The 22,682-nt window shown below is 44.9% G+C and carries 13 protein-coding genes; 4 read left to right on the top strand and 9 right to left on the bottom strand.

Annotated features, from left to right (window positions below):
- Positions 1-45: 45 nt before the first annotated feature.
- Positions 46-327 (bottom strand): hypothetical protein, encoded by a 282-nt coding sequence (locus tag AC570H_RS04675; RefSeq protein ID WP_497352206.1) that lies wholly within the window; start codon positions 325-327, stop codon positions 46-48.
- Between the two features lie 278 nt (positions 328-605).
- On the opposite strand from AC570H_RS04675, the gene AC570H_RS04670 reads away from it, so the two are divergent.
- On the top strand, positions 606-1,085 hold the full coding sequence (locus AC570H_RS04670) for a GNAT family N-acetyltransferase (RefSeq protein WP_497352204.1): 480 nt from the start codon (positions 606-608) through the stop codon (positions 1,083-1,085).
- A gap of 97 nt (positions 1,086-1,182) precedes the next feature.
- Here AC570H_RS04670 and AC570H_RS04665 read toward each other — a convergent pair whose 3' ends face one another.
- Both AC570H_RS04665 and AC570H_RS04660 read right to left on the bottom strand, forming a co-directional pair.
- On the bottom strand, positions 1,183-1,995 hold the full coding sequence (locus tag AC570H_RS04665) for an SDR family oxidoreductase (protein WP_497352202.1): 813 nt from the start codon (positions 1,993-1,995) through the stop codon (positions 1,183-1,185).
- A 47-nt stretch (positions 1,996-2,042) separates the two neighbouring features.
- Positions 2,043-3,479, bottom strand: coding sequence for a sialate O-acetylesterase (locus AC570H_RS04660; protein ID WP_497352200.1), 1,437 nt, complete (start codon positions 3,477-3,479; stop codon positions 2,043-2,045).
- 222 nt (positions 3,480-3,701) lie between these two features.
- Between AC570H_RS04660 and AC570H_RS04655 the strand changes: the two genes are divergently transcribed.
- A complete protein-coding gene (locus tag AC570H_RS04655) occupies positions 3,702-7,886 on the top strand; it encodes a hybrid sensor histidine kinase/response regulator transcription factor (RefSeq protein WP_497352198.1) in 4,185 nt (1,394 codons plus the stop codon).
- A gap of 106 nt (positions 7,887-7,992) precedes the next feature.
- Here AC570H_RS04655 and uxuA read toward each other — a convergent pair whose 3' ends face one another.
- Entirely contained in the window at positions 7,993-9,177 is a 1,185-nt protein-coding gene (uxuA, locus tag AC570H_RS04650; protein ID WP_497352196.1) for a mannonate dehydratase, read from the bottom strand.
- Positions 9,178-9,391: 214 nt separating this feature from the next.
- Here uxuA and AC570H_RS04645 point away from each other — a divergent pair, with 214 nt between their 5' ends.
- Entirely contained in the window at positions 9,392-10,756 is a 1,365-nt protein-coding gene (locus AC570H_RS04645; RefSeq protein WP_497352194.1) for a polysaccharide lyase domain-containing protein, read from the top strand.
- 1 nt (position 10,757) lies between these two features.
- A complete protein-coding gene (locus AC570H_RS04640) occupies positions 10,758-12,980 on the top strand; it encodes a glycosyl hydrolase 115 family protein (protein ID WP_497352193.1) in 2,223 nt (740 codons plus the stop codon).
- A gap of 142 nt (positions 12,981-13,122) precedes the next feature.
- On the opposite strand, the gene AC570H_RS04635 is transcribed toward AC570H_RS04640, so the two are convergent.
- From AC570H_RS04635 to AC570H_RS04615, 5 genes are read right to left on the bottom strand one after another with little or no spacing between them, the layout of a single operon-like run.
- The gene (locus AC570H_RS04635; protein WP_497352191.1) at positions 13,123-14,610 is read right to left on the bottom strand and encodes a hypothetical protein; all 1,488 of its coding nucleotides are present in this window, start codon (positions 14,608-14,610) and stop codon (positions 13,123-13,125) included.
- Between the two features lie 58 nt (positions 14,611-14,668).
- The gene (locus AC570H_RS04630) at positions 14,669-16,153 is read right to left on the bottom strand and encodes a hypothetical protein (RefSeq protein ID WP_497352189.1); all 1,485 of its coding nucleotides are present in this window, start codon (positions 16,151-16,153) and stop codon (positions 14,669-14,671) included.
- 25 nt (positions 16,154-16,178) lie between these two features.
- Positions 16,179-17,891, bottom strand: a complete 1,713-nt coding sequence (locus tag AC570H_RS04625; RefSeq protein WP_497352187.1) for a RagB/SusD family nutrient uptake outer membrane protein — start codon at positions 17,889-17,891, stop codon at positions 16,179-16,181.
- A gap of 9 nt (positions 17,892-17,900) precedes the next feature.
- Entirely contained in the window at positions 17,901-20,957 is a 3,057-nt protein-coding gene (locus AC570H_RS04620) for a SusC/RagA family TonB-linked outer membrane protein (RefSeq protein WP_497352185.1), read from the bottom strand.
- 29 nt (positions 20,958-20,986) lie between these two features.
- Positions 20,987-22,675: a RagB/SusD family nutrient uptake outer membrane protein gene (locus tag AC570H_RS04615; protein WP_497352183.1), complete on the bottom strand. Its 1,689-nt coding sequence runs from the start codon at positions 22,673-22,675 to the stop codon at positions 20,987-20,989.
- Between the last annotated feature and the right edge of the window lie 7 nt (positions 22,676-22,682).

The following is a 22,682-nucleotide window of genomic DNA, read 5'->3' as shown; positions in this document are numbered from 1 at the left end:
GGATTTTTTATCATGAAACCAACAACTCCCTATCCATGGCAAACATTAAGCGTTTGCCGCATTCTGTTCTATTTCAGCCCCAATTAGTTTTACCAAATGATCGCTCCATTCGATCTCAATCCTTTCGTCAGGTTGGCCAGGTTCGTACAAAGGCAAATGGCCTGGAACAATATCTTCATCCGCTAGCCGTTTCCATTCTCCACCATTTTTGTATACCGCACCGAAAATTCCACCGTAATAAATTACCAGGTAATAATGGTTTTCCTTAAGCACGGTCAATACAACTTCGCCCTTTCCGTATGTTATTTTGATATTAAATGTGTTCATAGTCTTTATTGTTTATTTAACGATTAATCCAAATTCACATCTTGTACGTTGATCAATGCTTAGAAAGGACATAAAAAACTTAACAAGGTGCATATCTGTCCCCTTTAACAGGTAGTTCTTTTATTTGTTTTGTCAACGCTATACCTAAGGGATAAATTTTTAAGAAAAGGCTTCCAAAAACAGATCGAAAGAACCTATCGGTAAAACATTTGGAACATTATTGTTAAATTTAGAAGCCATTTGAACAGGTGGCACCAATACCCAATAGTAGAATGATCATGGAGCATGCACAAATTACACTTAGGCGAACCCAACAGGCCGATCTGGTTTTTTTCTTTGAATTTCAGCTTGACGAAGAGGCCAACTATCTAGCCGCCTTTACTTCAAAAGACCCGACCGACAAAGAAGCTTATTTAGAAAAGTACACCAAACACATGAACGATCCAAGCATCAACATGCAGACCATTTTGCTGGACGAAATTATAGTGGGAAGCATTGCAAAATTCATCATGCATGGAGATACCGAAATTACCTATTGGATAGACAAAAAGTATTGGGGAAAAGGAATTGGAGGCAAAGCACTGCAAAATTTCCTGGCCACTGAAAGTGCAAGGCCTATTTTTGGGCGAACTGCATTCGACAATTTTGGCTCGCAAAGGGTTTTAGAAAAATGCGGCTTTGTAAAAATAGGCGAAGACAAGGGTTTTGCAAATGCCCGACAAGCAGAAATAGAAGAATTTATTTACAAACTTACCTAAGCACAAACAAAATAAGACCGTGCCCTAGCAATAGTTCAGATCTTATTTTAAGTCAATTTATTATTGGAACTGAAAAGCCTTCCGCCTAAGCATGCAACTATACTCCACTATTTACAAAGAATCCGCCATCTACATTAATTACGGTTCCGGTGACGAAAGCCGAGGCATCGCTCAATAGCCATTGCAGGGCACCAATCAGTTCGTCTGTATCGCCAAAGCGTTTAAACGGTGTTTGCTTGATTACCAGATTGCCACGCTCGGTATAGCCACCATCGGGATTGGTTAACAAATTTCTGTTTTGTTCTGTTAAAAAGAAGCCTGGCGCAATGGCATTCATCCTCAGCTTATCGCCATAACGGTTGGCCAGCTCAACAGCGAACCATTGGGTATAACAATCTATCGCCGCTTTGCCCATGCTGTAGCCCAAAACCCTGGTAATAGCTCTTTTCGAGCTCATCGACGAAATGTTGACAATGCTGCCACTGCCACTTGCTGCAATGGCTTTGCCAAATACTTGTGTTGGGATAAGCGAGCCCATCAGGTTCAAATCTAGCGCCCGACGCATGGCATCCATGTTCATGGCAAAAATATCATCGTCTTTTTGTACCACTGCTTCGGCAATATTTCCGCCGGCTGCATTTACCAATCCATCAATGCGACCGTAAGTGGCCAACACTTTGTCGCGCGCTTCTTCCAAAGCTTTTTCGTTCAATACATCGGCTATCAAGGCCAAAGCTTGGCCCCCATTGGCAATTACTTCATTTGCCCTTTGCTGAGCCACCTCTTCGTTTCGGCCCAAAATACAAACGATGCCACCCGCTTCGGCAATCCCTTTTATAAACGACTTTCCTATTATTCCTGTTCCGCCTGTGAGAACGATTACTTTATCCTTTAAAGAAAATTTATCCATGAGTTATCTGTTGCTGTTGTTAAAATTATTAAAATCTGGGGAAGTACCTATTTTTCATAAGGCAGTTTCCAATCATCGGTTCTGAAAGAAGAGGCTGGCAAACCGTCGTTGTTGTACAGTTCTGCCTTTACCCATTCTTTATAGGCATACCTTACGGCTACCGGTTTCGGCACTTTATCGCTTTGCACCGTTACCTGATTGGTTTTGATTTCGGCTTTTGCCGGATAAAAAACCTTGTCTTCGCCAGCAATTTCGAACAAGGTTAGCGGCTTGCGATACGAAGTTAGGTAAGGTGCATTATCAAAGGTAAGTACGGCCTTGCCACTATCTATTTTCATGCTTTTCAATTCTGGCGATAGGTAATTGATACCTTTTACGCCGTAGGTCTTGCCAATGGCCCAGTACGAGGCCCTTTGCGCCAAAGTAGTTTTGTCCATAAAATGGATGTCGTTTTCCATGCCCACATCCAATGAAACGATCATGCCACTGTTTGGGATCAGTTTCATGTCTTTCAGCTGTGCCTCGCGCAAGCGCGGACCGCTTCGGGTTTTGTCTTTGCCATCGTAAGGCGCAATCTGTACATAGTAGAAAGGGACTTCGCCAATGCCCCATCTTTTGCGCCAATCGGCTACCATGGCTGGCAAATAGTGCTCGTAACGTTCAGGGTTATGCCGATTGGTTTCGCCCTGAAACCACAAAAAGCCCTTGATGCCATAGCCGATAATTGGCGAAATCATGCCATTAAACAAAGTGGTAGGTTCCTTATGCACAGCCTGTGCCGGATCTAAAGCTTTTGGGATTTCTACTTCCGGAAAAGCTTGCAGGGATTCCTTGCTCATCCATGCTTCTATCAAGGTACCTCCTGTTGAAGATAGGATAAGTCCCACAGGTACTTTGAGTTTCTTTTGCAGGATCTGTCCGTATTGAAAAGCCAAGGCGCTAAAGTTGCGCGCGGTTTCTGAGGTCGATTCCTGCCAATCGCCTTTTAGTTCGTTTACTGGAGCGATGGTGGCTGCTCTGCCTACCTTAAATAAACGCAGGTTCGGATTATCGGCATTCATGATGATTTCGCTCGCGTTTAAAATAGGCGATGAATTTCCTTTCAAGGTCATCTCCATGTTCGATTGCCCCGAACAAACCCAAACTTCTCCAATCAGGACATCCTGCAAAACGAGCTGAGATCCATCGCTGATACTGATTTCGTAAGGTCCGCCAGCTTTAGGTGTAGCCACCTTGATGCGCCATTGTCCGTTTGCATCGGCCTTGGTGCTGTATGTTTTTTTATCCCAAGAGGCAATCAGGCTCACTGTTGCCTGGCTATTGGCCTTGCCCCAAATGGCTACTTGGCTCTGTTGCTGCAATACCATGTGGCTCCCAAAAATAGTTGGCAGACTGATCTTGGCCAAGCATGGAACGGAGGTGAGCAAAGCGATAGCCAAAAGGCTCGCATTGCGAAAATGTTTGAGAAGAAGTGTATTGTTCATCTTTTGGTTATTATTTGATGGAGCCTTCACACAAAGGTGATATTGGGTTAACTTAAAGTCCCAATGCTAAAGGTAATTTTAAGCCCGCTGCATTGGCCATGTTATTTCTATCATTAATACGGGATAAATGCTTCAAATGCCTTTGTAACAACAAGGAAACATGCTTTACTGGCCAATTAAGGCCAAAGTTTAGTATATTTATGATCCAAATTTAAAACCGTTTTGACATTGCATCCCCAAGCCCATAAGTTTTTCCTGTCCCTTTTTGGGGCTGTATTTCTCTGTTTCATAACCCTATCGCCCTGCCCTGCCCAAAGCCAGCTTAATTTTAAGCGTTTAACCATTAACGAGGGCCTTTCCCAAAATACTGTTTTTTGTATTATGCAAGATAAAACAGGGTTTATTTGGATAGGCACGGAAGATGGGCTGAACAAGTATGACGGTTACGAGTTTACCACCTACAAACATGAATACAACAACCCCAAAAGCCTAAGCCATAGCCAGGTCAATGCCATGCTCGAAGATCCTAAAGGTAATTTCTGGATTGGCACTTCTGATGGGCTCAATCTTTTCGACAGGCATAGCGAAGGCTTTGTAAAAATCAATATCGGTTCCAACAATGAAACGGGTGCCAACGATTTTATTACCTCTATTTTTTACGACAGCAAAGGCAATTTGTGGATCGGCACTTTTGGTGGCCTGAAACGATATGATTACACCAACAAAAAAATAGTGAACTACAGCATTGCTTCTGGCGCTGCCAACACGGCGAGCAACAGGGTGCAAACTATTTTCGAAGACAATAGCCACATGCTTTGGGTAAGCATAGGCAACGACCTGAAGCGTATTGATCCAACGAGCAAAAAAGTAATAGACCTGCCACCTGCCTTGGCAAAAAACACAGGCCTAAAAAGAGGCAACGTACGCGCAATTAAGCAAAATAAAAATGGCGAGCTCTGGTTCGGTACCGAGAGCACGGGGCTGTACAAATACAATCCGGCCACACAGCAAACCATTCATTACGAGCACGATTTAAACAATCCTAACAGCTTGCCCGTAAACATTATTCGTACCTTGTTTCCGTACAGCGATCACGAAATGTGGATTGGCACGCGCGATGGACTCAGCGTTTTGAATACCAACACCAATACTTTTACCAATTACCGGTATAACCCTTACGATGCCAAAACCATTAGCCACAACTCGATTAGAACTATTACCAAAGACCGAGCTGGCAACATTTGGCTAGGCACCTACGCCGGCGGAATCAACTTTTTGGCTACCGGTGGCAGCAACTTCTCTTACATCGGGCAGCAATCGGGCAACAGGCTGGGACTAAGCCACCGTGTGGTAAGCTCCATTTTAAATGACAACGGCAATTTGTGGATCGGCACCGAAGGCGGAGGCTTAAACTTCGTGAACCGCACACAAGGCCTGACCAAAAACTTTACCATCAACAGTATTCAGCAGAATATTGTAAAATCACTGGCCAAAGACCAAAAAGGCAATCTGTGGATTGGCACCTACGATGGTTTAAGTTACCTGGATGCAAGTACAGGGCGCATCAGCAATTACGAAATTACCGAGAACGACACCAAACCCGAAAACAAACAGGTTTATGCCTTGCTGGTAGCGAACAACGGGTTATGGTTTGGTACAGATGGACGTGGCTTAAAGTTTCGTGATAGCCAAGGAAAAATCACTTCATACTACCATAATGCCAAAGACAAAAACAGCATCAGTGGCGATATCATCTTGTCGCTTTTAAAAGCCACCGGCGATAATTTGTGGGTGGGTACAGAAAGGGGGCTCAACTATTACGATGCCAGCACACATCGGTTTACCCAATTTATCCATCAAAACAATGATCCTTACAGCATCCCCCACAATACCATTTTATCACTTTTTGCCGATTCAAAAAACAGGTTGTGGGTTGGCACAGAGGGTGGTGGCTTAAACTATTACGACCAAGCCAGTAAGCGTTTCTATAACATCTCTACCAACCAAGGACTGGCCAATTCGGTTATCCACGCCATTAGAGAAGACCGCAAAGGCAATTTGTGGGTAAGCACCAACAAGGGGCTTTCAAAAATCGGCTTCAAAAACTTTAGGTTGCCTTTTACCAAAGAGGGATTGGGCATTATGAACTATACGGTGGCCGATGGCTTGCAAAGCAACCAGTTTACTTCTGGCGCAGCCGAAACCGGAGAAAACGGTGAACTGTTTTTCGGTGGCATCAACGGGCTTACTTCATTCTTTCCTGATAAAATCATCTACAATAACTTTAAGCCGAAAGTGGTGATTACCGATTTCCTGATCAAGAATAATCCGGTAGCCATTAACAAAGACAATTCGCCTTTGACTAAACCTATTGGCGAGACCGATACGCTTACACTCACTTATGATCAGGCTTACATTACCTTTAAGTTTGCTGCGCTTAACTATATCAATCCGGAGAAAAACCAATACGTGTACAAGCTCAAAGGCTTTGCCGACGATGATTGGCATTATGTGGGCAACCAGCGTACAGCTACCTACACCAATTTGGATGCGGGTACTTACACTTTTCAGGTAAAGGCCGCCAATAACGACGGCTTGTGGACAGACGAAATCAAGAGCATCCGCGTTGTGGTGCTGCCTCCTTGGTGGAAAACCTGGTGGGCCTATACTTTATATGTGGTGGCTCTGGGTGGCCTGCTCTACCTCTTTTACTATCACTCGCTCAAAACGAGCAAGCTCACCCAAGAACTCGATTTCCAAAACCGCATCCACGAGAAAGACCAGGAACTGGCGCAAAGAAAACTGAGCTTTTTCACCAATATTTCGCATGAGATCAAAACACCACTCACCTTGATCTTAGCACCTATCGATAAGCTCATCAGCCTGAATGAGGGCAACAATAAAACGCAGAACCAGCTGAGGCTCATCCAAAGAAACGGCGAGCGTTTGGTACGCCTGATTAACCAATTGCTCGACTTTAGAAAATTCGATTCGGGCAATATGACTTTGCAGGCCGCCGAAGGCAATATTGTACGCTTTGTGAAAGAGATTTTGATGGCTTTCGAATCTTATGCCCTGCACAGACGCATCAAACTGAAGTTAGTGGTGGATCAGCAACGGATCAGGCTTTGGTTTGATCGCGACAAACTGGAAAAAGTGATGTACAATTTGTTATCCAATGCCCTAAAATTCACCAACGAAGGCGGACAGGTGACCGTTTATATTGCACCAGATCCACAACAACCAGAAGAGGCTTTGCAAATTCGCATTGAAGACAATGGCATCGGTATTCCGCCACATCAGATTGATAAGATTTTCGACCAATTTAACCATTTTGACGAGAAGGGAATCAACACCACAGGAACGGGTATTGGCCTTGCTTTTTCTAAGGGACTGATTGAACTGCACAAAGGAAAAATTACCGTGGAAAGTACCGTAGCCACGCCGCAACAACAGGGCCATACGGTTTTTACCATCAGCATGCCAATGGGTCGCAATCATTTAAGCGATACCGAAGTAATTGCCAATTATAGAGACAGCGAAAACATTGAGGGCTATCGTGAAACCGAAATTTCGGTGACTTCTAAATTGGCCATGGAAAAAAGAAAACAACATGTACTGGCCACTGCAGGGAAAGAAAAGCTGATTTTGTTGGTGGTTGAAGACAATGCCGAAGTACAGCAGTTTGTATCGTCGCACTTCGAAAACGAGTTCGAAATCCATACCGCGGCCAATGGTGCCATTGGTTGGGAGAAAGCTACAGCCGTTATTCCAGATGTAATTATCAGTGATGTGATGATGCCCGAAATGGATGGCATTACCTTGTGTAGCAAACTCAAGAGCGATGCACGGACCAGCCACATTCCGGTAATTCTGCTTACGGCTCGTACACCGCTTATCTTTAATATCGAAGGTTTAGAAACTGGTGCCGACGACTACATTACTAAACCATTTAACCTGAATATTTTAGAAGCCAGGGTGTGGAATTTATTGGATTCGAGGCAGAAGCTGCGCGACCGTTACCGCAAGGAAATAACTTTGCAACCCAAAAATGTAGCCATTACTTCGCCCGATGAAAAGTTCTTGGAAAGGGTAATGAATTTCATCGAGAAAAACATGGCCGAGCCAAGCCTCAGCGTTGAAGAACTGGGCAAGGAAGCTGGCATGAGCCGCGTTACCCTATACCGCAAAATCAAAGCCTTAACCAATCAAACTGCGGTAGAGTTTATCCGTAGTGTACGTTTGAAACGTGCGGCGCAACTGCTTGAACAAAACAAACTCAACGTAAACGAAGTAGCTTACATGGTTGGCTTTTTGGATATTGATTATTTTAGGCGTTGCTTTAAGGAAGAATTTGGCCATACACCGAAGGAATTTGCCAGCAACGCGAAGGGAGAAAACCCTTGACAGCCTTAGCGATAAACACACAATAAACTGTCAAAGGTTTGTTGGCGAGGACAGTAAGCCATCTCAATTGGAGGCAGATTGCTTCGTGCCTCGCAATGATGCTATTTTATAGCGAGCGTTTAATCCCCAGCTCCAAGCCTCTCAATTCGGCCAAGCCCTTTAGGCGACCAATAATCGAATAACCTGGGTAGGTATTGCGCTTATAATCATCTAAAATTTTATGTCCGTGGTCTGGCCGTATCGGAATGGCCACATCAGTTCTACCAGCTATCACCCTTTTGTGCTGTTCGATGATTACATTTTTCATTACTGCATACATATCGGTACTGCCGCTCAAATGTTCGGCTTCGTGGAAACTGCCATTGTCTTCACGCTGCACATTGCGCAAGTGCAGGAAATGGATATGCTCGCCCAAACGCGCTACAATGCCCGGCAAGTCGTTCGCTGGATTTGCGCCTAGAGAACCTGTACAAAATGTAATGCCATTGCTTGGCGAGGGCACAAAGTTCACCACATCCCACAAATCTGCTTCGGTAGATACTACCCTTGGCAAACCTAAAATCGGGAATGGCGGATCATCGGGATGGATACACATTTTGATGCCCACCTCTTCGGCAGTTGGGATAATTCCTCGTAAAAAATAGGCCAGATTTTCTTTCAATTTTCTGGCATCTACCTCGGCATAGCGATCTAAATGATCGTTAAATTCTTCTACCGTAAACACTTCATCCGTTCCGGGCAAGCCAGCCATGATGGTGTTGGTAAGCAAATCGATCTCGCTTTGGGTTAAGCTGGCTAAATATTTTTTAGCTAGTTCTTGTAGTTCGGGAGTATGCTCCGCTACAGCCTCTTTTCTTTTTAAAATAAAGAGATCAAAAGCCGCCAAGGCAATTGCATCGTAGCGCAAAGCGCTGGCGTTATTTGGCAGGCGATAATCTAAATGGGTACGCGTCCAATCGAGCACCGGCATAAAATTATAGCAAACGGTTTTTAGTCCCTGCGATGCCAGGTTGCGGAGCGATTGGTTATAAATGGCGATGTATTGGTCTCTTTCTGGCGCTCCGGTTTTGATGCTTTCGTGAATGTTTACGCTCTCTACCACCGACCAGGTTAAGCCTGCTGCTTCAATGAGTTGTTTACGCTGGCTGATTTCGGCCGAAGTCCATTCTTCGCCACAGGGAATATGGTGCAAGGCGGTTACAATTCCAGTTGCTCCGGTTTGGGCAATGTCGGCTAAGGTAACCTCGTCTTGCGGTCCAAACCAACGGAAGGTTTGTTCTAGGTTTTGCATGTATTTTAGGTTGTTTTTCAATCGGCAATTTATTCAAACCCGCCTACATTAAGCCCTGTTAAATAATTCATAAATACAGGTCAAATTAACAACATTAGGTTCAAGATAAGTATAAGTCTGCTTTTGGCGATACAATCAGCCTGCACAATTGCACGATATACCTCAATCAATTTTTAGGCTGAGCCATTAACTTTAGTATAAACCAAATGGCCTTATGATCTCTGTTAAACACATACTAATACTGGGATGTTTTTTCTTCTGTGGCACACTGGCAAATGCCAACTGCTATTACATCAACAGCAAGGTTGGAAACGACGAAAATAGTGGCACCAAAGAGCTGCCTTGGAAAGGTTTAAGCAACTTGGAAAAGCACGCTTTCCTGCCTGGCGACAGTATCCTTTTTGCCAAGGGATCGAGTTATACCGGTGGCTTTATTTTTAAAGCATCGGGCACGGCCGAAAAACCGATCGTCTTCTCCACTTACAGCGTAGGTGCCGATGTAATCTTGAAAACGCCCCGCACCGAACTTACACCCATTTTCGAAAAATATGGTGCCGGTCCTGCTCCCGCATTTAGCAATCCAGATTGGAATGTGCTGAATGGAAATATCTTCAGGATAGAAGGCAGTTACATTGTGATCGACGGTTTCTATTTTCACGACAATACCAATCCGCCGAGCTCTGACAAAAACAATAAAAACGTACAGAAAATGGGCGCGGTTTATTTAGCGCTAAATACCCATCACAATACGGTTAAAAACTGCGAATTTTTCAAAACACCTGTTGGGATCAAAATCAAGGGGTCTTATAATTTAATCAGCCACAACTATCTGCATGATGCCAGCAACATGATGGCTTATTCATGGGGGCCGATAGCCATTATGGTGGTAGCCGGCAATAACGAAATTGCCTATAACAGGGTAGAAAATTACGGTGCTTACGGCGGTCCTTATGGTTCTGATGGTGGCGTAATCGAACTCGATGGCGTTGACGATAATTTCAAAGCCAATAATGTAAATATCCATCACAACACCTCCCGCAACAACCATGGCTTTTTAGAGATTGCTGCTCGTGGGGTCGACAGTATAACGGTCGCCTATAATTTAAGCGACGACAAGAACCAATTTATCGGTGGCGGAGGCTTTAAGGTAAACGTTTACAACAACACGGTGGTGCGCACGCGCGAGCCAAATGTAGACCGCTATATTTTCTGGACTTTTAATCCTGAACTCACCTTTGCAAACGTGCACAACAATATTTTTTACATTGCTTCTGATTTAGGCGTATTTGGTCCGGTGAAAAAAGTAACCGGCCATGTGCGGGTTGCCATTGGCGAACAAAAGCACAGCCATAACCTTTATTATTCGCCTGGCAATATCGATCCCATTGGCATTAAAGCTGGCGAAGGGGACCAGGTAACCAATCCCCTATTTATTGATGCCATTAACCGAAACTTTAGGCTGAGCGAAAAAACACCAGCCAAAGGAAAAGGCATGAATTTAGGCTATAATAACGATCTCGATGGCTATCCATTGGGCAAAAAACCGAGTATAGGCGCTTACGAATCCCCAATCAATTAACATGGACGAAAAATATCAGCTATCGAGAAAAAACTTCATCAGAAACTGTTCGGCAGCCTTGGGTCTAGTGGCCGTAGGTGCACCAGATTTATTGATGGCCAAAACAGCAAACGATAATTTTTATCAGGCAAGTCATGAACCCAATCCACAAGTTGCTGCCAAAATAAGGGGCTCATGGGTTAGGCATGGGGCTATACAAGCAGGAGATATTGCGCTGGAAAACTGCCAGATTGTTATGGCCAAGGACGAACATAGCGCAGTGCAACAAGCGGCTGAATTTTTGGCTATCGACCTGTTCAAACTAACTGGCCAACGTCCAACAATTACCGATAGTCCAAAAACCAACATTAGCCAGATCAGGCTGAGCACTTTAGGCAGGACAGATTTCCCGACTGGTGTTAAACAACAGCAGTTGCAAGGCAAAAAAGAAGCCTTTCATATTTATACAGAAAAAGATACAGTTTGGTTGGTGGGTGCCGATTTTAGAGGCACGGCTTATGCTGTCTATACCCTAAGCGAACGCTTAGGGGTAGACCCACTTTATTTATGGACAGGATATTCACCCGTAAAAACACCAAAGTTGCATCTCAAAAAAACCGATTACTTTGCCGATGAACCCACCGTTAAATACCGTGGCTTTTTCCACGACGACGAAGATGTTTTGCCAAGGCCCTTTGACAGGTATGGGTATCCCCTACGCATAGGCGATGTACCTTTAGAATGGTACCAGCGTTTTTTCGAAACTGCCTTGCGCCTACGCATGAATATGGTAGCGCCCTACGTACGCGTACACCGCAGGTACGAAGTGCAAAAATGCGCCAGCGATTGGGGCCTCTATTATACTTCCCATCATTACGATATCCTATTGTCAAATCCCTTTGGCATTGAGCGGTTTTTTCTGGCAGATAAAAGAGGCGTGAGTACTGAATGGGATTGGTTGAAGAATAAAAACAACATGATCAAATATTGGCGTGGTGGCGTTGAAGAGAATAAAGACATCAGTGCCATTTGGCCGGTGGGCTTGCGTGGTACAGACGACCATGCCTATGAGTTTCCGAAAGATACGCCAGAGAAAGAACAAGCCAAAGTGTTCAGGGAGGCGATTGATGCGCAAGTGAAAACGGTAAAGGAAATCAGCAAATCGGCCGAAGCTCCGATTTTCCATTTTACCTTGTACACTGAAATGCTAGAGAAATATAAAAAGCATCCAGAGGATTTTAACGTACCCGATGATGTAATTTTAGTTTGGACTGACAACAACGATGGCCTTATGCGCGACCTGCCCACAGGCACCAGCAAATGGAAGCACGGCGTATACTACCACTTGGCCTATTTTGGCGGGGCTCCTACTAAACAAGGCACACATGTAATTACTCCAGCGCGAATAGTCGAACAGTTTAAAAAAATTGTGGATGCCGGTGCTACCGAATTTATGTTGGTGAATGTTTCTGAACTTCGCGAACATGTAATGGAAGCGAGAATGATTGCCGATATTTGTTGGGATGCCAAAGCTGTGCTGGAAAAACCAAATGCAGCTAGTGCTTATTTGGCTTGGTGGGCGAATGAATATTTTGACAGTGCAGCAAATCAGGCATTGCTGATCAAAGCTTATGAACATTATTACAAACTCATCAACAGTTCCGAAAAAACCTATGTGGGTGCAGTTCAGTTCGAGCTGATTTTAGAAGCACTGCATAAGCGGTTTACCCAAAAACCAGCTCCTTTGCCAACCCAAGTAAAACCTGCCGAACTGAAGGCGAGAGCCATCGATTACGAGCTGGCTTTTAAGGATATGATGCAACTATTGCCTACACTGAACCGAGAACAGAAGCAATTCTTTTTTGAACATGTAGCATTTGGCTTACGTGTAGACCAAAGACCCGTAGAAGCTTGCTTGCTTTTGTTAAAAGCATTGGCAGAACCCAACGATGAAAAAGCCTGGAACTGGATCGCTGACGCCATGCTTCCTTTAGAAAAACTAGAAGTGGATATTTTAAGGGCCGAAAGGCCTCCTTTTGATAAATGGTATCAGCCTACCTGGATCAAGACCACGATTGCGCCTTTTAACATCCATCGCTCTTTTACGCAGCTGCGTGAGTTTATCAATAACAAAGGCCAGGAATCACCAATTAAAAACCGCGTTGCCCTTGGCCATAATATTGAAGGGGCCCGTTTGTGGACTACCTATTTGGAAGAATCTACAAAAATTAAAGCAACATATTAATAATGCCTCTTTAATTCCTCGTCAGCGGAGAAATTAAAGAGGCAAAATTTGACGAGTCTGTTTTTCTCTCCCTGCCACCAAAAAGGGGAACATAGTTTGCTAAAATAGATTGCTTTTTCACGTTCCTCGCGATGACGTCCTTTTAGGGATTCAACACAATCAGCGCTACGGAATTGCCTTCCAGCTTTAGCGGAACGGATAAGCTTGCCGAATAATTATAAGCTTCGTCAATAGTAGCAGTCAGCGCGTTTTGGCTCGGGTTGCTGTAGATGTTGTTGTTCTTCGAATCGATCATGTACACCTTCGCATTCATCTTCCCTGTAAATAAGCCTTGCGGAATGTTGTTCACCTGCACTTTGATTTCCTGATCAGGGGTAAAATTGGTATAGTTAAAGTTCCACACCAAAATAGCCAGTCCCTTACCGTTGCCCATGGCTGCCAAGGCATTGATGCCTAGGCCTTGCGCCGATAATTTGGTTGAAGTAGCCTTAACCCTTGTCCCTCTATCTGACACTTCCTTGGCAAATTTCAAGGCATAGCCATAAGGATTGGGATAGGCATTATTCAAGTCGGCGAGCTCGCTTTTGTGCAATATTTCACCATGGCTAATGGCCCAGTTGAATACGCGATCGGCCCCACCTTCATACAAATAAAAGGCTTTGGCCAATTGTGCGGGTGCCCAAGCGGTCATGACTTGTGCCTGTACCCAAGCTGCCGGAATAAAACTACCGCCAGACAAACCATACTCGGTTACAAAAACCGGGCGTGGCGTTAACCCTTTTGCATTTAAAGCAGCAGTAACCTGTGGCTTGGCCGTTTCAAAAAGCTTTGGATTGGCTTGATCGGTATAGCAGTTCATGCTAAAAAAATCGAGCCTTTTGCCTGGATCTGTATCTGCTGCATAAAGCGCCAAAAACTGATTGGTATAAGTCAAAATTCCAGCAAAATTGGTGGTACTGGTAAAAGCACCATTGCTCAGCATGATTCTATCGTTTCCTGCCAAACCCAGTTCGGCATTGGCTGCATTAATGGCTTTGTAATAATCTTTGTAAACTTCGTAGTAATCTGCTGCAGTTTCATTATTGTAATCGGGCTCGTTACCAGCTTGGATATACTTGATTTTTGGAAATTTATTTTTGTAATAAATCAGCGTTTGCTTGATGAAATTTTGGAACAACACCCCCTTTCCATTCCCTGGCAAAGGCTCGCTGGCTGTTGGCGTGTAGGCTGTTAAAGCCACCAATAACGAATCGGCACAGGTAGAATAATAAGCCAAAGAGGTTTCGGCAGGTACGTTGCTGCTGTACTTGTAATTGGTTCCTTCCTTATTCAGTGTACGCAGGGCCAACCAGGTTCTAATGGTTTTATGGCCAAGCGATTGCAACCAGGTTCTGGTTTTTTCGCCAGGCAATAAAGAGGTGGTCGAATGCACATTGGCTTGTTCTATGCGCATTACGTTTCCCTGTGCCTGCGAACAATCGATCGTAATTACCGATGAGGCATTGCCGCCGTTTGCCGGAGGCAAGGTAGGCATTTCTGGAATACTAGGCTGTGGGCTATTTTTTGCACAGGCCAATGCGAGACTGGCTATAGCCAAAAGACCAAAAAAATTCTTCTTAAGCGTTATCATATCAAAATTTTTAAAAGGGTATCCTTTACAAGAATACCCTTGTTGTTCTATTCTTTAATTACAAGCCCACCGCTTCTTTCCATGAGGTGGCTACACGAATACCATCTAAAGCACTGGTTAAGGCTGTTGTATTTTGCCTGATGATGAGGTTGGTTACCGAACTTGGTCCGCTACCAGTTGTGGTTACCGCATCTGCAGTTGGTGGTTCAATTAAAGGAACCGAGCCCGTTAATATATAAAGCGATGAAGTGCCTGTTGCAAAATCGTACTTGCTGACCATCAAATAAGTGGTACCATAGCTGTAGGTTGCCGATGAATAAGCTACTGTAGCTGATGATTTGGCAATACCGATTGCTGGAGTACCGCCATTGTCTTTAACGTAAATCCTGTTAAAGTAAGCCGCAGCCGGATCGCGCAATGACATGAAGAAATCGCCTGCCGCAGCAGCCGTAGAAATATTGATGGTTTGCGCAATATAAATGGTGCCTGAATTTTGAGAGGTAAAATTTCTGGCCAAATCTTCTCTAGAGCCGCTTCCGTTTTCAGAAATCACGCTTCCGCCCTTACCGTTGCCCACATAACCAGGGAAACTTAAACTTGTGGCAAGGTATTTAACCGGATTTACCGTGCCCGAGAAAACCGTCCAATTGCCCCCGCTTACAGCGGTTAGATTGCCTGCTGTTCCACCATATTCAAAATCGTCTTTCATGATCAGCACACCTGGAGCTGCATTGCCATATTCAACGCCGCTTACGCTCAAACTGGCATCAGGTACGGTGCCCGAAGAATGGGTAATGGTACCTGAAATAGTTTGGTTAATTCCTGTATTTGCCATAAAGCGGGCATAAACAGTAACCGGCGCAGCATTGGCTGTAGCAAAAGGAATGCTTACCGAGTTGCTAAAGGCGGCATTATCAAGCGATACCTGAAAATTGTTGGTCGCGGTGATGGTAACATCGGAAGTTAATTTCACGCCCGAAACCACATAAGATTTTGAGGCCGAATTGGTGCCTGCTACGGTATTGCCGAAGGCTAAACCCGTTTCTGATAATTTGATTTCTGGCAAGATAATCGGATTGCCTTTAATGGTAATGGTGGTTGTGGCATTGGTATTCGACACCGTTAAGCCCCCGGTGGCCGAAGAAAGTTTGAGTACCAAGGTTTTCTCTCCTTCGAAGTTATTCGAAGAGCTTACCTTAAACGAGGCTTCTGTGGCACCTTTCGACAGTTTAAGCAAAAGTCCTGTTGCTGGAATTGCCGGAGTAATGGTATATTCTGTGGGAGCTAGCGTGCTTTGGTTATCAACCGAAACCGTTACCGTTGCTTCTTTTTCTAAAGGCAGCGACAAAGGCAAGGTTACCGTCAGCGGATCGATCGTATTATTTTCGATGGTATAGGCATTGGCGGCGAACCTCACCGTGCCCACATTGGTTGGTATGCTCAGTTCATCCTCTTTGCAAGAATGGAACAATAGCCCTAAGGCCATAATGGCTATCACCAGGCGCGCTTTTAGGGTTGAGAAATGAGACGTCATTAAATTCATAATCTAAATTTTTTCTGTTAAGCAATTACCAGCCCGGATTTTGAACCAGGTCTACCGATTTATTCACTTCGCTTTGCGGAATTGGCCACAAATACCATTTAGGCGCCACAAATACCGGCGTGCGGATATCCACTTGTTCGTAAGTATAAGTTGTTCCTGTTTTGGTAATCTTCATGCCATGCAAGGTTTTGTTCGATACGTTTTCGGCAATTTTCCAGCGGCGAACATCCCAATAACGGTGCTCTTCTATGGCCAATTCTACTCTTCTTTCGTTTTGGATCACCGTGCGCATGGCTTCTTTGCTCATTCCAACTGGCATGCCATAATTGCCGTCGCTGCCTGGCAAAATGCCTGCGCGCTTGCGGATGATTTTCAACTGATCGTAAGCCTCGTCAATATCGCCTGCTTCGTTGCTGGCCTCGGCATAGTTCAATAAAATCTCTGCATATCTGATCAACGGAAAACAACGTTCGGTGGTTGACGAAGTGGCACTGGCAATGGTATTGTCGTCCAGCATTTTCCTTAAGTAGTAGCCTGTTTTAGTAAGCGGAAAGCCATCTTGTGCGGCGCCTACGTAAGTGTTAACCGCCGAAACGGTTTTATTTACATTCAGGCGTTGGCCATCGTTGTACAAAATGGTCCAGTTTAAACGCGGATCTCTATTGGCATAAGGATTAGCGGCATCGTATCCGTTCGGGTTGCTTACAGATTTGATATCGCTGGTAATCGGCTTGCCATTAATGGTTCCAAAAGCATCTACCAGCTCCTGGTAAGGCGTGGCACTTCCAGTTCCGGTACGTGTAGGTGAATCCCACATGGCTTCTAAGGTACGGTTGTTGCCCGCCATGGCTGCCAAGATGTATTCGCTGTTTTTGCGCATGGTAAATACTTTCTGAAAGCCATAACCTGGTTGGGTAGTCAACTCCACCAAGCTATATTGGTTCAAGTTGATTACATCTAAAGCTGCCTGGGCGGCCTTGTTCCAACGGTTGGCATCAAAAGAGGCATAACCTAAAATTCCGCCCAAATCGCCTCTGGCATTAAATAATGGAGACGCAGCATACAGCAATAACCTTGATTTTAAGGCCAATGCTGCGCCTTTGGTGATACGCCCATAATCTAAAGTGGATTGTTGCAGAGGCAATAAATTAGCAGCTGCATTACATTCTGATTCGATGTAGTTGACGCACTCTTCGAAAGTATTGCGTTTGCCTGGAATAGCATCTGTTGCTCCAAACACCTTGTCGCCAATTAAAGGTACACCTCCATAATGCTTCAGCAGAATGAAATAGTACCATGCCCTTAAAAAACGTGCTTCGCCCATGGTACGGCTACGCAAGGCGCCCGAAAGTGGCGTGGTTGGCAGGTGGCTCAGGTAAACATTCACCCTCCTGATGTTGGCATAGGTAGTAACCCAGGCATCGTCGGGAATGTTAATGGCACTTACTGCACCAGTTTGGAAAATAATGTTATATGCGGTAGCACTCTGCGCCGAATTTTCTGTTTCGTCGCCAATGCTATACACACCAACGCTGTTTCCGAATCTTTTCGGGTCGGCACTGAAACCCACATCGGTATAGATACGGGTTAAGAACTGCATGGTTCGGGCACTATCGGCAAAGGTACTTTCTTCGGTCAGGTCGGTGGTTTTTACCTGATCGAGTACGCCACCCTTTTTACAGGAGGCCATCATGGCGATGGCTAAAATTGCTCCTAAAAATATTTTCTTGTTCATCATCCTATTACATTAAAATCCAACCTGAATACCTAAGTTATATACCTTTTGCACTGGGTAAGTACCCGCGCTGCCCAAGCTGGCAATCTCTGGATCTTGCGAATAGAGATCGAAATTGGCCCAGGTAAACAAATCATAGCCGCTGAGGTAGATCCTCGCAGTGCTGATCTTTAAGCCAGACAGCCATTTTTTAGGCAAGGTATAACCCAAATCAACTGATTTAAGGCGTATATAATTGGCATCAACCAACCAGAAAGAGGAGAAGTTGGATGGACTGCTTGGTCCGGCCAAATTGCTGCTTAAACGTGGATAGGTTGCGGTAGCAGCTGTTTCTGGCGTCCATCTGCCCAATGTCGACTCTTGCAAATTTCCTTGGAAAGGAATAACACCTGCGGTTGCTACGCGATAGCTGTAATCGAAACTGCCTTGGAAAAGCACATTTAAGCTGAAGCCTTCATAGCTGAAGCCAAAAGTGGCACCCAATACGGTTTGTGGCAAATTGGGTTTGCCAATGGCCCTAAAATCCTGCTGATCGATTACACCATCGTTGTTCATGTCTTCGTACTTGATGTCGCCTGGTTTGGTATCGGCCAAGTGGGCATAGCCATCAATTTCGGCTTGGTTTTGGAAAAAGCCCAAGGCATTGTAACCGAAGCCCTGTCCGATAGGCATCCCTGTTTTAGCCAAGTAGGCATATCGTGGTGGAGCCTCACCTTGGTAAACCACCTTGTTTTTGGCAAAAGAGAAGGTAAATCCTGTAGAATAATTGAATTTACCAACAGCGTTGCGGTAGCTGACCTGTCCATCCCAGCCCCTATTTTCGGTAATGGCCGAGTTGGTGAAAGGAACCCCTACGCCAATGATCTTAAGCACATCTTCTTTTTGGTAAAGCTGGTCGTAGCGGTAATCATAAAAATAATCAACGGTTAGGTTCAATTTGCCATCAAACAATTGAGCATCTAAACCAATATCCGTTTTACGCGACTTTTCCCAGGTAATGTCGTAGTTACCCAAAGTACCTTCCTGGATACTGGTAAAGGTATTAGTGGTTTCACCAAAGCTATAACTTGGTCCAGCGCCATACAATTGCTCGGTTTTGTAGTTGTTGCCACGGGTAATGTCAGATCCGGTTAAACCATAAGATCCCCTCAGTTTCAAAAGGTCAATGAATTTAAATTTGTCTTTCACAAAAGGCTCTTCGGCAATGTTCCAACCCACCGATACTGCAGGGAAAAATCCTTTGGTTTTTTTGCCCACAAATTGGCTGGTTCCGTTATAGGCACCGCTAAAATCGATCAAGTAACGTTGTTTGTAATCGTAACCTGCCTTAAAAGTAAGACCATCTGAAGATACTGGCGGATACTCCGTAGAAGTATTGCCAATAGTAGCCTTGTTCAGGTTATATAACAAGAAGCCATAAGTGTGGTGGCTGCCAAATGTCCTGTCGTAATTGATTTTGGCCAAAGAGTTGATGGTTTTATTAGAGATCGCCGCATCAGCCGTGCTCGTTAAGGTTAAAGGCTCTAACCGATACAGGCCATTGCTATGGATGGTATAGGTATTGTTACTCGGATCATAATAAAACGCCGGAATATTGTTGCGCGATAAGCTTCTGTTATAGCTCACATCGCCAGCATAGGCCACACGGCCCATTACCGAAAGGCCCGGCGTAATGAAATCGAGCTTGTGGTCGGCACTAAACAAAATGTTGAACTCGTTTCTGTAGGTTTTATCGTAACCCTGCAAGGCCAGGCGACCAATCAAGCTCGTTTCATAAAATGTATTTCTCGAACGTTTGGCCCAAGGATAGCTGCCGTCAGGATTCAAAATCGGTTCTGCATAAGGTGGCAAACGCTGAAAGCTGTATATTGTACTTAATGGTGAGGTTTCGATGTGAGGCTCGGTAGTGTTGCCGATACGTCCTGTTACATCTAAACGCAGAGTCAGGTCTTTTGTAGCCTGCATATCCAAGTTAGAACGGAAGGTATAGCGTTGATAAGCGTAATTGTTCTCTGGCGCTTCGTAGCTTCCTGTACTAAAATCGCGCAGCATTCCGTTTTGAAAAACCTGTCCGGCCGATACAAAATATTTGATTTTTTCGCTACCGCCAGAAATGTCTACATTATTGCGGATCTGATAGGCATTGTCTTTGAAAATGGTATTGTACCAATCTACGTCTGGATGGCCATAAGGATCATCGCCCAAACGCCAGTGCTCCAGATCGGCATCGGTAAATTCGGGGGCCAAGCCATCGTTTTTCAAGGCTTCGTTTCTCAGTTGCGCCGTTTGGTAGGCGTTGAGGAAATTAGGTTTGTGTACCGCCGATTGCAAGCCCGATTCGGTATTGAAATTAACCATCGGCTTACCCACCTTACCCCTGCGGGTGGTGATTACCAAAACGCCATTGGCTCCTTTGATACCATAAACAGCAGTGGTAGAAGCATCTTTTAAGATCGTAAACGATTCGATTTCGTTGGCATCCAATTGGGCTACCTGATCGTAAGTGTACTCTACATCGTCGACAACAATCAATGGCTTTTGCGATTCGGACGCCAGCGAATTTACTCCCCTGATGTAAAAATCGGCACCGCTTTTACCTGGCTGACCAGAGCGTTGCTGCGAGATGAAACCTGGTGCACGACCTGCCAATGTATTTTGGATATTTGGGGTCGGAGTACTACGAATGTCTTTTGCAGAAATGGTACTTACCGCACCGGTATTGGTTATTTTCTTGGTGGTACCAAACCCCACTACAACTACCTCTTCCAATCCTTTCGAATCTTCTTTTAAAGTAACCGTAATCGAGGGTTTTCCTGCCACATTCACTTCTTGCTTCACAAAGCCAATGGCCGAAATCTGCAATATGTTCGAAGTACCTCTCAGGGTAAGTTGAAATTCTCCCTTTTCGTTGGTGGTGGTTCCATTGCCCCTACCATCTTTCTCTTGCACGCTCACACCCGGCAATCCGCCCATGTTATCTTTTACCGTACCACGTATCACGGTCTGCGCAAACACGAGGCTTGGCAACAAACCGCAGGTGATGAGGATAATCTGTATTATTTTCTTCATATCTATAATCATTTAATGATTTGTTGATCTTATTGATAGCCTTCGTTTTGAACCAGGTTTGGATTTTTAATGACTTCGCTATAAGGGATGGCGTACCTGTACATGCGTGGCGCAAAAAACTGGAATGGCGTATTCAAAGCTTCTACCTGATAGCTTAAACTTGTTCCTATTTTGGTAATGCGCATGCCATGCAAAGGCTTATTGTAAACCGTTTCGGCAATTTTCCAACGGCGCAGGTCCCAAAAACGCTGTTCTTCAAAGGCCATTTCCAAGCGTCTTTCGTTGCGGATGGCATCGCGCATCTGGGCTACGCTTAAGCCATCGGCCAAGCCATAGGTATTTGGAGCGGTGCCTACGCTAATGCCGGCCCTGCTTCTGATGGCCCTCAAATAGGTATACACAGAATCTGCTGCGCCACCTGGACCATCAACCTCGTTTTTGGCTTCTGCAAACATTAGCAGCACATCGGCATACCTAAAAATTGGGAAGTTATGGGTTTGGTTGGCATAGGCCGTACCTGTAGTAAAATTGCCCATAAACTTGCGCATGTAATAACCGGTTTTGGTTTGGACTACGGTACCTCCCGGACGGTCTTTGCCGCCATTAAAGGTTTCAACACCACGGCCAAGCCAAGTTGTACCATTGTAAAATACGGTGAGCGCCAAGCGTGGATCTCTGTTGGCATAAGGATTATTGGCATCGTAGCCAGTGGGATTGCCACTTGTTTTCAAATCGACAGTAATGGGCAAACCTTTGCTGGTTCCAAATGCATCAACCAGTTCTTGCGTGGGGCTGGTTCTGCCTCTGCTGGCTGTACTGCCGCTGAGGTATCCAATTGGTGCATTGTTCAATTCTACATCGGTGGTTACCGCACGTTGATAGGCTAATATTACCTCGTTGTTTTTACGGGTGAGGAAAACATCGCCAAAGGCTGGCTCTAATGAAAAGGCATTGAGCCTGATGACATCTGCAGCCGCGTTTCTAGCTTTTCTCCATTTGACAACATCGTTGCCTGCATTGTTTAACGGACTGGCCGCCAACAACAGCACCTTGGCTTTTAAAGTGAGGGCTACGGCTTTGGTAATGCGGCCGTAATCGCCATTTGGTATCGGATCTGGCCTTAGCAAATCTTTTACGGCATCGCACTCGCTTACAATGTAGTTTACACACTCATCGAAAGTATTGCGGGGCAGCTTCAAATCGTCTTGCAAGGTTAAAACCCTATCGCCCAACAAAGGCACGCCACCATATCTTTTAATCAATTCGTAATAGAACATGGCACGTAAAAAGCGGTTTTCGGCTTTCCAGTACTGCCCTTGGATAAGCAGGTCTTTTTTAAGGTTCACTTTCGGAAAATTCTGCACAAAAAGATTGCACTTTCTGATGCTGGCATAATTGGCTTCCCAAGAGTTATCGGCATTCGACAACTGGCTGTATCCCCCATTTGTGAATGTAGCAATGGTGGCATTGTCTTCAGAAGCCACGGCATCGTCGGTAGCGGCATCTAACAGATTGCCCCCGATACGGTTGTAGCCATTGGGCAGGTCTGCATAAATATCGTTCAGGAAATAGCTGGCATTGGTACCTAAAGAATCCTTCGAATCCCAAAGGTATTCTTCGGTAATCTGTTCTAAAGGCCTGTCTTCCATCTTTTGGCAGGCCACAAAAAACATGCTTGCCAACAGGAGAACGGGTAATGAATATCTATAATTTATCATGTGCTTA

The organism is Pedobacter sp. B4419 (assembly GCF_059693725.1).
Note: the sequence above shows the minus strand (reverse complement) of the source record. Positions and strands in the feature narration are given on the sequence as shown.